Genomic DNA, 14,483 nt, shown 5'->3' with positions numbered 1-14,483 from the left:
TGTCTCCAGACTTCCCCCACCCGCTCTTATTACCTTCTTACAAGCTCAGTTGATAATAGTGATCAACAACCAGCCAAAGTTAACGAGGGCTACCATCATGTTCAAGAAATCATGGGTCATTTTTGCCTACATCCTTTCTTCCAGTACCTTTTTAAGTAGCTTTGCTTACGCCAGTCAATACTACGCTCAACTTGAAGTGGGGAGTTCAGATCAAAACAACGACGCTTCCACTAAGCAAGGAGCAATAAGATCCGATCAAGCCAAAACGGTAAAGAAACTGTCCGAGACGGACTACCTTAGAATCAATATCGGGCACCAAATCACCAACACTTTCCGCGCCTACAGCTATTTTCAAATGGATGATTCACCAGAGCTTAATTACAAGCACTTTTCAACCGTGTCCCAGCAAGTGAATGGCCAGCCGACCGAATTAAAAGCACGCGAAAAGATTCAACTTCAAAAGAAAGATTACCAGTTAGGTGCCGGCGCAGACTATCTCTACCCGGTCACGGAGAAATGGACGCTCTCCACCGGTGCGCAAGTGGGAATGTACCTGTCAGAAGTCACCTTTTCCAATGACGTGAAAATACGAAATATAAAAGGTATGAAGGAAAACATCGGTCAAAATTCAACCAACAGTGGACTGACGGCCGGTGTGAGTGCGGGTATTGGTTACGACGTCAATGACCAATGGAAACTCGAAACCGGAGCCCGTTATTCGGTGTTCGATAACAACCGGCATTCGCTGAGCTACTTCCCCAACAAAACCCATTACACCTTTAAAAATGCGACTCAGTATCAGGTCAGTGCTTCGTATCAGTTCTGACTCCCAAAACAAACAACTAAAAATAACCCATAAAAATCAACAACCTAAATATTTATTAAGGTTAATTAAGTTTCTGTTTGGTTTTGTTATTAGCCCTCTTGAGTGCTCATCCCTAACATGCGCTCACATCAACCGGGCACCAATGGCACGGTAAAAAGCCAACCAACATTTTAAGTTTATACACACATAGGAAATACAATGACACAATCTAAACACCCTCTTGCAATCGCCCTCCTTACCTCGCTTTCAGGTTTTACCGCTGCTACGTTGAGCACAAATGCAGCCGCCGACAATTGGTATATAGGTGCAGAGTTTGGCGCAGGCAGTTACACAACAAGCCTTTCCAGTAACCTCGATTTAGACAAAGAGGATTCTGAAAAAAAAGCCGTGAATGAACTCGATTCATCCAACTACCTGAGACTGCAGTTCGGCAATTACATCAACAAAAACTTACGGGTTTATGGCTACATGCAGGTGGGTGATAACACAGAATTAAGCTATGAAGAATATTCCATGGGGATCATCAACATTGGTGACGATCTGGTTCAGGTGCCTGTGAAAGAAACGGTTCAATTTGATAAAGATGATTACCAATTAGGTCTGGGCTCCGACTATTTATTTCACTTCAACGATGACTGGTCGGTCTTCGCCGGAGGCAACCTAGGTTATTATTCATCGTCGCTGAAATACACTTACAAAAGCAACGTGGCCAACTTGCCCGGCATGCAATACAGCGTCAGTAAAACATCAAAGAACAATGGCGTGACGGCAGGTTTAAATGCCGGAGTCGGTTACAACATCAATGAGCAATGGCGCCTTGAAACCGGAGCTAAATACTCTGTGTTAGTGGATAACGACCACAAGATTCAGTTCGAAGATGAATACATGACCTACAAATTTAAAGGCACCTCTCAGTATTACCTGAACGCGTCTTATCAGTTTTAAATCTGAATTAAATACCGACTCAAAATAACTCATCGGATGAAGATAATAACAGCCTTCTGTCCACGCTTATTATCTTCACCAAATGAGCATTTTAAAACTGGGCTCAACGCCTTTAGTGCAACCGATAGGAAATCAATCACCCGCTAGGATTCGAACTCCATCGCCTGAGGCAAGTCATCTGTGATCTCGTACCATGGGGCTTTACTGCCAACAAAAACATGACGACTTGGTTTGACCTTAGGGTCAGAATCCAACGTTCCTAAAGGAAATCCAAACACGTCAGGTTTGTGATCAAACTTCGTTAATAAACTGGAACCACACTCAGAGCAAAACCCTTTGTGCTCCCCCGGAGACGACTCATAAAACTTAATAAACGCTTGTCCCTCAAGGGTTTTCCAGTCTGACGAAGCAATGCTTGCGCGCGTTCGGAACGCCGATGCATGCAGTTTACGGCACATGCTGCAATGGCAGTTCAATACATCGTCCAAGGGGCCGGTAATTTGATATTTAACCTTCTGACAAAGGCAACTTCCTGTTAAAGCCATATTGAATCTCCTGAATAAGTTCAGCCATTATGTAAGAACCGTGCGGTAAAAAACACGAACAAACAGGCCAAGAAACGTAAATTATGCGCCAGATAACTTACCTGAGTAGCGCTTTTCAGGAAGGTTGCCGATAGCCAAACCATCAACCAAGATCACCGCCGGTTAACAACACTTTGCGCTTATGAGAAACACGAATCGAAGGTAATAACGTTTTAGGCACCAAGAAAGCCCCTAAGACAGGCAAACACCAAACCACCATCAAAGCAAAAAACCGGATGAGTACCGATTCAGAAGTGGATTGCACAATCAACAAAGACACTTTTAAGTTAATGTAACCAACGACCACCACCAACAAAATAACAAACAATAATAACAAGTCCATATGCCTAGCTTCCTTTCTAATCCTGTCCTTGGATCACATGAGTTAACACGTTGATTTCATCCAGTAGTCTAACTCCAATAACGGCCTTAACCTCATTCCCTTGACCATTAATTACAGTATTTTTTAACGCACTGTCAGACGCCTCAACTGCGTACAGATTATTTCCTATGACACGACCTCTGACTAAATCAAGACTGTATTTCCCTTCAAAATTTGCCTGGTGCAAAACCACGTCCACGCCAAACCGAATGCCATTAAGTTCAAACCTAACGAATTCTTCGCCCCTATGGAAATAGCACTTATCGATATTCGTTTGTGCGAGTTTTCGGTATCTGAGCTAAATACCTGTACCGTCGACAACAATTTAACGAATTCTAAATTGAAACACGCACCGTTCTCCCTTTCTATGAACCGAGCAAAAAAGAACACGAAAGGCTATGCTTAACCAATTGCAGGAGGCATTATGTCAATTAACTATGGAGCTGCCAGCATGTTATCCCGCCCCGTCTTAGTGTTTTTTTTCAGCCTGCTGTTCAGCATCTGTCAGGCAGAAACCTACCATTTTGCCTCAGGTGAATTTCCTCCGTTTACCGGAGAAGCGGTCAAAAACGGCGGCCTTGCGACTGAAATCGTGGTCTCAGTGGTTCAGGACATGGGGGATCAGAGTGAAGTGAATTTTCTACCTTGGAAGCGAGGCTATAAACAAACTCAAGAAGGTCTATACCTCGGAACCTTTGCTTATTCCAAAAACAAAGAACGCGTCAAAGAGTGGTTCTACTCCGAGCCTCTATACACCCTCAAAGAAGTATTCATTGTCCAAAGGGGCAGTAATATCCATTATCAATCCGATTACGACCTCAGAGGTAAAAATGTGTGTAAACCTCAAGGCTATAACTTATTCAGATTAAAAAAACTCGCTGAGAAAGGCATCATCATCATTGATCAACCTCCGAATATGAAACATTGCTTCAGAATGCTTGGCGCAGGTAGAGTCGATATGGTGATGACCAACAGCGAAACGGCCGAAGCCTTAATTCAATCCGAAGCGGATAACCCTACAGAATACAAAATCTTAGAAACGCCGTTCACCACCATTGGGCACCACCTGATCATTCCCAGAACCAACAAGGCAGGTGAAAACTTTCTCAAACGCTTTAATCGCGTATTAAATACCTACAAACATGACGGAAAGATCGATGCCATGATCCAGAACTATTTTTGAACCTGTTCTTCAGAAGAATGCGCCCCCTTTCGGACTTTGCCGGGTGAAACGCCAAAGAATTGTTTAAACGCTTTACTGAACGCCGCTTCAGACGAATACCCGGCGATCTCGGCAATTTCATACATGGACTTAACACCCGATTGGAGATGCTCTTTCGCTTTCTGCATTCGCCAGTTCACCAGATAGGTTTTAGCGGGAATCCCCACCAGCTTACTGAATTTTTCAGAAAACGCCGTTCGCGACATCGCAACATGATCTCCAAGCCTTTCTACCGTCCAGTAGGCTTCATCTTCAGCATGGATAGCATTGAGCGCTTCACCGATTTGAGAATCCATTAGCGCTGCCATGTAACCCATCTTCGAAACATGACTTTTCGTGTACGCCCGCATAATCTGAATAAACAGCACTTCGGTTAAGCGGTCGACCATCACCGTAGAGCCTGGCGATTCAACACGAGATTCATAAGACAGCACCGTAACCAACGATCTTAGCCAGTCCAGCTCCGGGGTTTCGCTCGACTTAATGTGTATAAAACATGGCAGATCTTTAAGAAACGGGTGATTAATGGAAGAGTCATAATCAAAAGAGCCACACATCAACGTGATCGCTTTGGCCTCCTCTTGGCCTTGCACGGCAAACGGATTATCCCCGGCCAAGATTTGCTCCACCACCGAAGGCCCTGGCAGCACCCGGCTGTGGCTTTGATCGCTGATCCAGTGCGCGCCTCCGGTAGGAAAAGCAACAATATCGCCTTCCTGCAGGTGAATCACGGTTTCGGAATGCTCCAGCTTCAACCAGCAATCACCTTCAACCACCACGTGAAACAAGCCGTCTTTACGTTGACCGACGTTCATTCCCCACGGCGCATGAAAATCGGTACAAAAATAGGTGGTCGTCTTTAACCGAATGGTTCTTAACACATCTGCCAGTGCATCCATTTGAAGATCCTTTACTCCGTTCTTTGTCACCGTTAAGTCGAGTGCACTTTTACTGAAAAACCCGGACTGGACGATTCGTTCTGGGCGATTCGTTCCGAACGATCCCTTCGGGACGATCCCTGCCGAACGAAACATCATAAATCGCGAACATTACATCATATTTTGTCGGCTTCGAATTTGGATAATAGCAAACATCCAACAAGTTACGAGCAGGAGAAAATAAAATGAGCAACGCAAAAAACATTACCAACCTGTCACTGTACCACTTTGAAGCGTGTCCATACTGCGCACGTACCAGACAGGCGATTCAACATTTGGAATTAGACATTCCCAAGTATGACATACGTTCCAACCCGGCAAAAAGAACCGAGTTAATCCGAAAAGGCGGTCTTGGTCAGGTGCCTTGTCTGAAGATCGAAACGTCAGATGGCAATACAGAATGGCTGTATGAATCCAGCGACATTATTAAATACCTGAATAGCAATGCAGACATCATCCGAAAACAAACCCAGCAATACGCTTAACCGGCCTCTTTAGCGTATAGGTTCAACCGACAGTAAACGTCCAGAAGGTGATAGGCAAAAATCATGAACAAACGACACGTTGAAGTAGCAATCATAGGTTCCGGCACGGCAGGCATGGGTGCATACCGGGCTGCACGAGCACATACCGACAGCCTCCTGTTAATAGAAGCCCATCAATACGGCACAACTTGCGCCCGCGTTGGTTGTATGCCCAGTAAATTACTGATTGCCGCCGCTGAAGCAGCGCATCATGCCAAAAAAACGGAACCATTCGGCGTGTCTGTGGAGAACGTGCAGGTGGATGGTAAAGCCGTGTTAGAACGGGTTCGTCGAGAACGCGATCGTTTTGTCGGGTTTGTGGTTGAATCCGTCAATGGTTTTCATGCTGACCATAAGCTTATGGGCTATGCAAAGTTTAAAGACGACCACACTCTGGTGGTGGATAACCATACAGAAATAACCGCTGATCGAATAATCATCGCCACCGGTTCACGCCCTTCTTTTCCGGGTCTATTCTTAGAAGTTGGAGACCGATTGCTCGTCAATGACGACCTCTTCGAACTGGAAGAGTTACCTGCATCCGTCGCAGTGTTTGGCCCTGGGGTGATAGGCATGGAACTCGGGCAAGCACTGAGTCGGCTTGGGGTAAACGTTAAAGTGTTCGGTCGTGGCGGTTCCGTTGCCGCCATCCAAGATCCAGAGATCCGAACCTACGCAGAAACAACCTTTAATGAAGAATTCTATCTGGATGCCAATGCCAAGGTAAACGGCATCCGAAAAACCGGAGACGCCGTTGAGATTCACTATGTGGATAAGTCCGGTCAGGACGTCACGGAAACCTTTGATTATTTACTCGCCGCCACCGGTCGCAAACCCAACATAGACAACCTGGCACTCGAAAACACCAGCCTGACTCTGGATGATCAGGGCGTACCGGTGTTTGACCGATACACAGGTCAGGCCACCCCTGGCCACATATTCATCGCCGGTGATGCCAACAATGATATTCCCCTGCTTCACGAAGCTGCCGACGAAGGACGCATTGCGGGTGATAACGCAGGCCGTTATCCCGATGTGCGTTCAGGTCTGAGACGAACACCATTGGCCGTTGTCTTCACCGAGCCTCAGGTAGCCTCGGTGGGTTTATCATTACAACAAGTCGAAGCCCGCTGCCAGTCTTGTTACGCCGTAGGGCAAGTCAGTTTTGAAGACCAGGGCAGAAGCCGGGTCATGGGCAAAAACAAAGGCATTCTCAAGGTATACGCAGAGCAAGGCAGTGGCTTGCTTTTAGGCGCTGAAATGTTTGGCCCGGCGGCAGAGCACATTGGCCACTTGTTGTCTTGGGCGGTACAACAAAGAATGACCGTCAGCCAGATTCTGGACATGCCGTTCTATCATCCGGTCATTGAAGAAGGGGTTAGAACGGCACTTCGAGATGTGAACGCCAAACTGCATATCGGACCGGAACTGATAGAACATTGCCTGGATTGTGGCCCTGGCGCATGATTTTTAAGAGAACGAAAGATTCAAAGCGTGAATATCAGAAAAATGACATTTTGATAAAAGCCTCGCTTAGAGCGTAATGAGCGTTTTCTCTCAGTAGAATTTAAAAAATGGCGTGGCGGCAACAGATTTCATGAGCCAATGAATTACCGCCATCGCATCTTCTGTAATTTCGACGGGTGCAATCACTAATCGGCTGCTCTCGCCATGGGGTTCGGACACCGTAAAAGCCTGATCTTCAAAAATAAAATGCACATGGACGTCATCCGACTGAAATAACTTACGGACTGAAGTAACGTCACAACCTTCGCAACGCTTGATGAACCGAGCTATCGACCCTGACCCCATAAAGCTGTTACTGATTTCAAACGCCGTTACTTCGCCTTCTGCATTTTTTAATTCAAAGACTTGCATGATCATTCCCTTTCAAAAATACATCCGGTATTGAGCCATTCATGTTCAGGAATTTGTATCGGCTGTCTTTATTATTTTATGAGTCAGATTTCGAAACTCGACCTTCTTCAAATTTGGGTAAATCATCTCCCGACTGATACCAATCAGCACCGTATTTAGTATAAATATGGGCATCAGGTTGAATTGGCAGTTCCGTATCCAGTGTACCTAATGCAATTTCGACAATACTCCCGTCGTCCTCTACACCCGAAAACGTCAGGCTAGAACCACACTCATTGCAAAACTGCCTGTTCGTACCGTTTTTTGCTTGATATGTTTTTAACAGGGATTCACCGGAAAGCCACCGGAAATCTGCTTTTTTGGCAGCCCCAAATGTAGCAAATGCCGCCCCATGAAATTTACGACACATGGAACAATGGCAATGAGCCATCTTTGGATCAAATTGATCAACTTCATACGAAATTGATCCACACAGGCATTGGCCGCGATATGACTTATTAACCCCCACAGAACTGGCTCCTTAAAAATGAATGCCTTATGGTTCAACGTCCAACCGCTTTTTCATATGAAACAATTGGGAACCTATGGGCCTGTCTTCCAGCACGCCATAAACTTCATAATCCAGCTTTTGATAAAAAACTTTCGCTTCCGCCGTTTTCAAAAAGGCAACCACCGCTCCGTTCTTTCTGGCGTAATCTTCAGCCTGCTCAACCAACGTTGCGCCTATCCCTTGGCCACGTAAAGACTCGTCGACCCAAAGGGTAAGAATTTCCAGTCCATCCCAATAACAATTAGCGTGAATACCACCCACCAACCGGCCCGATTCATCTCTGGCTTCCAGCATAAATAACTTATCGGCCGATTCCGGAGCAATGCCAGGGAACTGGGTTTGCAGGTAATCATCGAACCGGCGGTTCAACTCACTGGCCTGCTCGGAGGACGGCAACTCAATGCACTCCAGTTGGACCTGTTTTCTTTTCACCGAACCACCTTTAACATCGCTTTCTTATCTTCGAGTTCATCATTTGAACAATATAATCACACAACCAAGGCTATTATTGAGTTTGCAAGTGAGTAACGCAGGCTCTTAACTTCTTACTGATCCGGGTTTGGTTTTCGATCATCTTCAAGTAAGGCCAGGTAGTACGTTCACCTGTTTTAAGTAAATAATGAATCTCGTCGATGGTTGGGTTCTTCATAAACTTCAAAAACCATTGCGCAGGGAAGTCAGGATGTAAATTAATATCCCCCAAATACTCCTGCCCTAATATCAAAGAACCATGATCCAGCCAGGATCGCCACGGCTCCCGATGCAAACGCCGTTGAGCGACTTTCAGTAAGGTTCTGCTCTGACTGACTAACGAAGACACCGCCAGATCTTTAGCTACCGCCGCCAACCCGCTCTTCTGCCGATGCGATACAAAAGGCAACACATGAGGGTTTGCCTGGCTCACAATGAAGTAATTCACATTGTGTAAACGACCAATGCGTTGCTGCGGTATGTCGGAGGCAAAAGAGCCATCCACCCAGTACTCACTCGGCATGTAATCAACGATGTTACCATTGGCTTGTTTGGCCCGTAATTTACAGGGCGGAAATAACCCCGGAACCGAGCAAGATGCTCTGGAAGCCGAACTGATCAAGACGTCCGGTGCGGTTTGGTAGTTAAGAATTCGGGGCTTTTGACCAGGCCGGTTAGAGGACACCGAAATGCTGATCTCGCGACCGGTTTTCCGGTAAGCTTCAGCAAACGTCAGGTTCCCCATATTTGCTAAGATGCACTCGTTCAACTGCGCTTCATTGAGTAATGCCTTTGCCGAAAACATGTCTCGCCAAGGTAAACGTTTTAATGGCCGATAGTGACGCTCTTCTGGCTTTTTAAACAACTCATACAGTGCTTGATCATCGTTCACCGCCAGAATGCCTGCAGCAATGGAGCCCATACTGGTGCCAGAAATCACCTCCGGCAACACTCCCTGTTCCAATAGCGCCTTCACCACCCCGACATGATAAATACCAAAAGTTCCACCCCCACTGAGCATCAAAGCCGGTCGACCAAAGTTGGTTTCCGCCTGAGTAAAAACGGCCAGTTTTTGGGAGACAGAAAGTTCTTTGATCTCGGTTTCACAAATGCAATCCAGCGCACACTCCACCGCGCTCAGATAGCTTTCGACCACGTGTTTGGGGCCGGTTAAGGCCAAACTGTACAACCGATGACTGTTCAGTTCTGCCACCATGCGATACAAAGATTCTCTTAGGAAATCGACAAGTTTGAGCCATTGTCTGGACGCGATTAAAGTATTGATCCGCTTTACATGAACATCAAGCAAGGCATAAACGCCATCATCCGGGATATGACTTTGCCAAGCCAGATGATCATTGAGAGCATCAATTTCTTCAGCCAGCGACAGCCATTCAGGGTAGCTGTTCGCTGACTTCAGGCGAGCATATAAAGATTTGAGAGTGTCTTTTTTCATAACAAGGTGACGGCGTTGATTCAAAGGCGGAAGTCATAACCATATCACCTTTTCATGAGCCAGTTGTAATAGAGATGAATGAAATACCAACCAACCGATTTACTCCGAAGCCGCCTGTTTCTGCAAAGCCTGCGCATCAAACTGCACAATTCGGACATCTCGTTGTGGGAACGGAATTTCAATGCCATTTTCTTGCAAGGTTTCCAGAATGATCAACAACAAATCACCACCCACTCGGTTACGGCCGTCGTCGATGCCTTCCATCCAGAACTCCACAAACATGTTCACGCCATTGTCCCCGAAGCTGTCAATCTCACAGTCCGGCCGTTCTTCAAACGGTAAATCCGGGCCACTGAGTACCTGAGGGTGATTGGCCACAGCCTCTTTAATCAGCTCAACCATGCTGCGAACATCGGTTTTATAGCCGACGGAGAAGTCCACCCGATACCGTTGCTTGCCATTTTTATGCGTCCAGTTAGTAAAAGAACCAGAGATAAACTTCTCATTCGGCACCACGATATCTTTGCCATCGAACGTTTCCAGTGTGGTCGAGCGCATGTTCAGCTCGGTCACGGTTCCACTCCGGCCATCTTCCATTTCAATGTAGTCTCCCACCGAAATGGAGCGGTCAAAAATAATGATCACCCCAGAGATGAAATTAGAAGCAATGGCCTGCAAACCAAAACCTAAACCTACACCCACAGCACCACCGAATACCGCCAGCGCTGTTAAGTTAATGCCCATCAATTGCAGCATGATCATGATGATTAAAAAGAAAAGGGCAATTTCAAACAGCTTGGCCACGATTTCACGGGTACGGAAATCAAGCGACTCCTGCTTACGAATAATGGTTTGCCCGGTGGAATTTGATACTCGCCCTAACCAAAACAGTAACGAACCAAAAATCAAAGTACGTGTCAGCCCATACGCAGACAACTTAATGTTACCCAGCTCAATCGACATGGACTCAAGCACACGGATGATGTCGTCCAGCACCCCGATCACATAGAAAAACAGAATGGGGATGCCGATCCACCGAAAAGCCATCGCCACAAAAGCGTTCGTCACGAATAAGGTGACGAAAGAATGAAAAAGCAGAAACAACGCGATGGCAAACGCCACCTGAATCACCCAGCCGTCTTCTAAAACCCACTGACTGAATTCAAGGGAAATGCGTAAGAAAATTAAAGCGAGTACCGGGAACAATAATTTACCGCACCGGTACATCAAAGCCCTGAGCGGCGCATTCACATCAGACGTAGGGGGCTGTCTGAGAACCGGGGTGTACTTAAAAATTCTGGACGCAAGCGTATAAGCCAGCAGATAAATAAGCGCGATGATGCCTATTTGATGATAGGTTTCAATACTTAAAACAACTTCAAGCACATTCTGAGAAATGCGTTCAACGTGTTCCAGCAGCGTATCCGTAATCATTCTAAATCACCACACAATTAATCAAGCCGAACAACTCGGCAGTCAAGGCTCACTGACGTTTGCCACCGTCATAAATCAATGAACGTTAAGCCGATTTCTCGGCCTTTTCTTCAGGCTTCGCGTCTGTTTTCGCAGGAGCAATTTTACCAATCGGGGTCAACCGCTCACGAGGGTTCACCAACGTTGGTCGCGACAAAATCAGATTATTGGGATAAATGATCACTTCGCGCGACTCACTAATCATCTTGGTATTGAACAAATTAATCTCTGAAATATAACCTTCAATGAAGTTATCGCCGTCCATGATGCGCACAAAGTTACCACGCTTATAAGAGTTATGAGCGAGCAACAGAAAAAAGGAAGTCACATTACTTAAAATGGACCAACTGGCAAACAAGGCCACACCGGTGACCGCTAAGATACTGGCAGATAAGGTTAACAACCCTTTAAAATCAAACCCCCAGACAATCAGGGCAGAAGCCACTGCACCGATCATCAGAATGATATTCAGTGCCGACAGCGCTTTGGCTACCGATTGATCTTTCAGGCGGCCAACTTCCGCCTGTTCCCGAATTCTTGGACCTGCAAAAAACCGAAAGACACCATAGAAACTGAAAATGACCAGCGTAAGCGCAACATTTAACTGATATGTGCTCAGCCAATCAAAAACAATACTTTCCATACAACTATTTACCTCACTCTTTACCTTTCGGTTATTGTTTATCTGTAAAATTATTTATTCAGGAACTGCTTATTATTCAGTCACTTACTATCTTGCAAAAACTCTTTATTCGGGTCGACCAACACAGATTCTGGCATCGCCTGACGCCCTAACAACATCAGGTAACTCATGGATGACCGGTCAGTCAGGGTTAATTCGATCAATTGATCAATTGCTCCCAGTTTCAACCAAGTATCGATAACAAAACGTTGTTCTTTTTGACCATTGGAGCTCTTTATCACATTTTTTCGTTTGAGCAGAGCCTCCCTGCGCACAATCTGATTGACGTTATGGACATCCGGATGAATATCAAAGCTGATCCACTGAGCGCCATCTTTCTCCACACACTCCACATTATCTACATGGATGGAGGATGTTTTGGCGCCCGTATCCACCCGAACCTGCATATTGAATATATCCAGATCCGGTAAATCACAGTGCTCTATTGCACCCAAAATTGTCGATTGCATACAGGGACTCCCCTTCAGTTCTATGACATCGTTAACTCATCTTGCATGATTTCAATGTTATCTACTACGTCGGTCGGGTTGCTGAAATACGCAATATGGTACATGGCATCCCCTTCCTGGGCCAAAGGAATGTTCTGTTTGCCCACCACAATGCCCTTGGCATTGGCTTTCACATAGTCCAGCACCGTTCCGAACGGATCTTTAATAGACGCCAGTGTATCGCCTTTCAGCACATGATCACCGAGATCTTTTTTATGATTCACAAAGCCACTGTCGGTCGCTCTGACCCAGCCCGACTGCCTGGCCACAAAAGGTTCAACCGACGTTTTGGCCCGACGTTTAGTCTTAGCCAGCATGCCTAAGTGCCGCATCACATTTACAATGCCTTTGACACCCACGCGTATGGACAACTCGTCGAACCGAAGGGCTTCCCCTGCTTCATAAAGCAAAATTTTCACGCCCAGCTCACCAGCCGCCCCTCTTAAAGAGCCGTCCCGTAAGTTGGCATTAATCAACACTGGAACACCAAACGCTTTTGCCAAATTTAAAGTGTCTTCATCGTCCAGATTAGCGCGAATTTGCGGCAGGTTAGTCCGGTGAATCGCCCCCGTGTGCAAATCAATGCCATAGTCACACTTGGCCACCACTTCATTTAAAAATAAGTGGCTGATCCGCGCCGCCAAAGACCCTTTTTTCGATCCAGGAAAAGAACGGTTAAGGTCTCTCCTGTCGGGTAAATAGCGGCTCTGGTTCAATACGCCATAACCGTTCACAAACGGCACGGCAATCAATGTTCCTTTTAAAGACTTGATTGAAGCGCTGTTAATCAGACGACTGATAATTTCAATACCGTTCAGCTCATCACCGTGTATCGCCGCGCTGACAAACATCGTCGGCCCTTCCCGCTTTCCCCGCTTTACAAACACAGGAATGCACATACTGGTGTCTGTATAAAGTGAAACGGTTGGCAGCTCAATTTTTTTGGTCTCACCCGGAAGTATTTCTACACCACCTATCTGAAGACTTTTCATTCGTCTAACCTTTACCTTTGGTTTTGGTACGATTTGGTTTGGCATTCTTTTCAATGTAGTCAAAAATCATCCCCGCCACATCTTTACCGGTCGATACTTCAATGCCTTCCAAACCAGGGGAGGAATTCACCTCCATCACCACCGGGCCGTTATTGGCTCGCAGAATGTCCACACCGCACATGCCCAATCCCATAGTTTTCGCCGCATCAACTGCCGTTTTACGCTCCGCCGGGGAAAGCTTAACCAGTTCAGCCGACCCACCACGGTGCAGATTCGAACGAAACTCACCCGGTGCCGCCTGCCGTTTCATAGCCGCAACCACCTTATCGCCGATCACCAGGCAGCGGATGTCCGCACCGCCCGCTTCTTTAATGTACTCCTGAACAAGAATGTTGGCTTTTAGCCCCATGAAAGCTTCAATGATGCTTTCCGCTGCTTTATTCGTATCGGCCAACACCACCCCAATGCCCTGAGTGCCTTCCAGTAGCTTAATCACCACCGGTGCACCACCGACATTTTTCAACAAATCGTCAACGTTATCAGGGTGATGAGCAAAGCCTGTTCTCGGTAAGCCTATGCCTTTTCGGGACAACAACTGAAGCGAACGCAACTTATCCCGGGAACGACTGATTGCCACCGACTCGTTGATACAGAAAGTGCCCATCATTTCAAATTGCCTGACCACCGCCGTACCGTAAAAAGTCACGGATGCACCAATTCTCGGTATCACCGCATCATACAAAGGCAGCGGCTTACCTTTGTAACGAACCGTTGAATTGCTGCTGGTGATGTCCATGTAACAGTGCATAGTGTCAATAATATCTACCGTATGACCACGGAGTTCACCCGCTTCTTTCAATCGTTTAGTAGAGTACAACTTGGGATTACGGGATAATATTGCGACTTTCATGGCCGCCTCCTGAGATGAATAAACCGATTTAAGTACCTTGAATTGGCGCTCATTCTGGTGATATTCGAACGGATCGTAAAACGAATTATTTTTGTCGTCACGATCAAAAAATCTTTTAATTTTTATTCAGATAACGCCGCT

At 46.3% G+C, this 14,483-nt stretch carries 17 protein-coding genes; 5 read left to right on the top strand and 12 right to left on the bottom strand.

The window, feature by feature from the left end; all coding sequences use genetic code 11:
* Positions 1-97 precede the first annotated feature (97 nt).
* Complete coding sequence (locus ABD744_RS14580) at positions 98-826, top strand: outer membrane protein (RefSeq protein ID WP_344799261.1); 729 nt, start codon at positions 98-100, stop codon at positions 824-826.
* A 198-nt stretch (positions 827-1,024) separates the two neighbouring features.
* Positions 1,025-1,771 carry an outer membrane protein gene (locus tag ABD744_RS14575; RefSeq protein ID WP_344799260.1) on the top strand — a complete coding sequence of 249 codons (747 nt, stop codon included), beginning with the start codon at positions 1,025-1,027 and terminating at the stop codon, positions 1,769-1,771.
* 143 nt (positions 1,772-1,914) lie between these two features.
* Here the strand turns inward: ABD744_RS14575 and ABD744_RS14570 are convergent, their stop codons facing one another.
* Positions 1,915-2,316 (bottom strand): GFA family protein, encoded by a 402-nt coding sequence (locus tag ABD744_RS14570; protein WP_344799259.1) that lies wholly within the window; start codon positions 2,314-2,316, stop codon positions 1,915-1,917.
* 142 nt (positions 2,317-2,458) lie between these two features.
* Entirely contained in the window at positions 2,459-2,698 is a 240-nt protein-coding gene (locus ABD744_RS14565; protein WP_344799258.1) for a hypothetical protein, read from the bottom strand.
* A 463-nt stretch (positions 2,699-3,161) separates the two neighbouring features.
* Between ABD744_RS14565 and ABD744_RS14560 the strand changes: the two genes are divergently transcribed.
* Complete coding sequence (locus tag ABD744_RS14560; RefSeq protein WP_344799257.1) at positions 3,162-3,920, top strand: substrate-binding periplasmic protein; 759 nt, start codon at positions 3,162-3,164, stop codon at positions 3,918-3,920.
* Here the strand turns inward: ABD744_RS14560 and ABD744_RS14555 are convergent.
* Positions 3,911-4,996, bottom strand: coding sequence for an AraC family transcriptional regulator (locus tag ABD744_RS14555; RefSeq protein ID WP_344799256.1), 1,086 nt, complete (start codon positions 4,994-4,996; stop codon positions 3,911-3,913). The two genes, ABD744_RS14560 and ABD744_RS14555, sit on opposite strands and share 10 nt — an antisense overlap.
* 86 nt (positions 4,997-5,082) lie before the next feature.
* Here ABD744_RS14555 and ABD744_RS14550 point away from each other — a divergent pair, with 86 nt between their 5' ends.
* Both ABD744_RS14550 and ABD744_RS14545 read left to right on the top strand, forming a co-directional pair.
* A complete protein-coding gene (locus tag ABD744_RS14550) occupies positions 5,083-5,382 on the top strand; it encodes a glutathione S-transferase N-terminal domain-containing protein (protein ID WP_344799255.1) in 300 nt (99 codons plus the stop codon).
* A gap of 63 nt (positions 5,383-5,445) precedes the next feature.
* Positions 5,446-6,888 carry a dihydrolipoyl dehydrogenase gene (locus ABD744_RS14545; protein ID WP_344799254.1) on the top strand — a complete coding sequence of 481 codons (1,443 nt, stop codon included), beginning with the start codon at positions 5,446-5,448 and terminating at the stop codon, positions 6,886-6,888.
* A 90-nt stretch (positions 6,889-6,978) separates the two neighbouring features.
* On the opposite strand, the gene ABD744_RS14540 is transcribed toward ABD744_RS14545, so the two are convergent.
* The 9 genes from ABD744_RS14540 to rimK form a co-directional block, all read right to left on the bottom strand.
* Positions 6,979-7,299: a hypothetical protein gene (locus ABD744_RS14540; RefSeq protein ID WP_344799253.1), complete on the bottom strand. Its 321-nt coding sequence runs from the start codon at positions 7,297-7,299 to the stop codon at positions 6,979-6,981.
* Positions 7,300-7,375: 76 nt separating this feature from the next.
* On the bottom strand, positions 7,376-7,807 hold the full coding sequence (locus ABD744_RS14535; RefSeq protein ID WP_344799252.1) for a GFA family protein: 432 nt from the start codon (positions 7,805-7,807) through the stop codon (positions 7,376-7,378).
* 27 nt (positions 7,808-7,834) lie between these two features.
* Positions 7,835-8,281 carry a GNAT family N-acetyltransferase gene (locus tag ABD744_RS14530; protein WP_344799251.1) on the bottom strand — a complete coding sequence of 149 codons (447 nt, stop codon included), beginning with the start codon at positions 8,279-8,281 and terminating at the stop codon, positions 7,835-7,837.
* A gap of 73 nt (positions 8,282-8,354) precedes the next feature.
* Positions 8,355-9,776, bottom strand: a complete 1,422-nt coding sequence (locus ABD744_RS14525) for a DUF3336 domain-containing protein (protein ID WP_344799250.1) — start codon at positions 9,774-9,776, stop codon at positions 8,355-8,357.
* 99 nt (positions 9,777-9,875) lie between these two features.
* A complete protein-coding gene (locus ABD744_RS14520; protein WP_344799249.1) occupies positions 9,876-11,210 on the bottom strand; it encodes a mechanosensitive ion channel family protein in 1,335 nt (444 codons plus the stop codon).
* Positions 11,211-11,295: 85 nt separating this feature from the next.
* Entirely contained in the window at positions 11,296-11,892 is a 597-nt protein-coding gene (locus ABD744_RS14515) for a mechanosensitive ion channel domain-containing protein (RefSeq protein WP_344799248.1), read from the bottom strand.
* 80 nt (positions 11,893-11,972) lie between these two features.
* Positions 11,973-12,401 carry an ATP-dependent zinc protease family protein gene (locus ABD744_RS14510; RefSeq protein WP_344799247.1) on the bottom strand — a complete coding sequence of 143 codons (429 nt, stop codon included), beginning with the start codon at positions 12,399-12,401 and terminating at the stop codon, positions 11,973-11,975.
* Positions 12,402-12,421: 20 nt separating this feature from the next.
* Entirely contained in the window at positions 12,422-13,432 is a 1,011-nt protein-coding gene (locus ABD744_RS14505; protein ID WP_344799246.1) for a succinylglutamate desuccinylase/aspartoacylase family protein, read from the bottom strand.
* A gap of 4 nt (positions 13,433-13,436) precedes the next feature.
* Complete coding sequence (rimK, locus tag ABD744_RS14500) at positions 13,437-14,342, bottom strand: 30S ribosomal protein S6--L-glutamate ligase (protein ID WP_344799245.1); 906 nt, start codon at positions 14,340-14,342, stop codon at positions 13,437-13,439.
* Positions 14,343-14,483: the final 141 nt, after the last annotated feature.

Source organism: Litoribacillus peritrichatus, assembly GCF_039537985.1.
Lineage (GTDB): Bacteria > Pseudomonadota > Gammaproteobacteria > Pseudomonadales > Litoribrevibacteraceae > Litoribacillus > Litoribacillus peritrichatus.
Note: the sequence above shows the minus strand (reverse complement) of the source record. Positions and strands in the feature narration are given on the sequence as shown.

Bases quoted from the DNA above. Each gene is read 5' to 3' on its own strand.
- ABD744_RS14580 (WP_344799261.1), top strand. From the start codon at position 98: ATGTTCAAGAAATCATGGGTCATTTTTGCCTACATCCTTTCTTCCAGT.
- ABD744_RS14575 (WP_344799260.1), top strand. From the start codon at position 1,025: ATGACACAATCTAAACACCCTCTTGCAATCGCCCTCCTTACCTCGCTT.
- ABD744_RS14570 (WP_344799259.1), bottom strand. From the start codon at position 2,316: ATGGCTTTAACAGGAAGTTGCCTTTGTCAGAAGGTTAAATATCAAATT.
- ABD744_RS14565 (WP_344799258.1), bottom strand. From the start codon at position 2,698: ATGGACTTGTTATTATTGTTTGTTATTTTGTTGGTGGTGGTCGTTGGT.
- ABD744_RS14560 (WP_344799257.1), top strand. From the start codon at position 3,162: ATGTCAATTAACTATGGAGCTGCCAGCATGTTATCCCGCCCCGTCTTA.
- ABD744_RS14555 (WP_344799256.1), bottom strand. From the start codon at position 4,996: ATGATGTTTCGTTCGGCAGGGATCGTCCCGAAGGGATCGTTCGGAACG.
- ABD744_RS14550 (WP_344799255.1), top strand. From the start codon at position 5,083: ATGAGCAACGCAAAAAACATTACCAACCTGTCACTGTACCACTTTGAA.
- ABD744_RS14545 (WP_344799254.1), top strand. From the start codon at position 5,446: ATGAACAAACGACACGTTGAAGTAGCAATCATAGGTTCCGGCACGGCA.
- ABD744_RS14540 (WP_344799253.1), bottom strand. From the start codon at position 7,299: ATGCAAGTCTTTGAATTAAAAAATGCAGAAGGCGAAGTAACGGCGTTT.
- ABD744_RS14525 (WP_344799250.1), bottom strand. From the start codon at position 9,776: ATGAAAAAAGACACTCTCAAATCTTTATATGCTCGCCTGAAGTCAGCG.
- ABD744_RS14520 (WP_344799249.1), bottom strand. From the start codon at position 11,210: ATGATTACGGATACGCTGCTGGAACACGTTGAACGCATTTCTCAGAAT.
- ABD744_RS14515 (WP_344799248.1), bottom strand. From the start codon at position 11,892: ATGGAAAGTATTGTTTTTGATTGGCTGAGCACATATCAGTTAAATGTT.
- ABD744_RS14510 (WP_344799247.1), bottom strand. From the start codon at position 12,401: ATGCAATCGACAATTTTGGGTGCAATAGAGCACTGTGATTTACCGGAT.
- ABD744_RS14505 (WP_344799246.1), bottom strand. From the start codon at position 13,432: ATGAAAAGTCTTCAGATAGGTGGTGTAGAAATACTTCCGGGTGAGACC.
- rimK (WP_344799245.1), bottom strand. From the start codon at position 14,342: ATGAAAGTCGCAATATTATCCCGTAATCCCAAGTTGTACTCTACTAAA.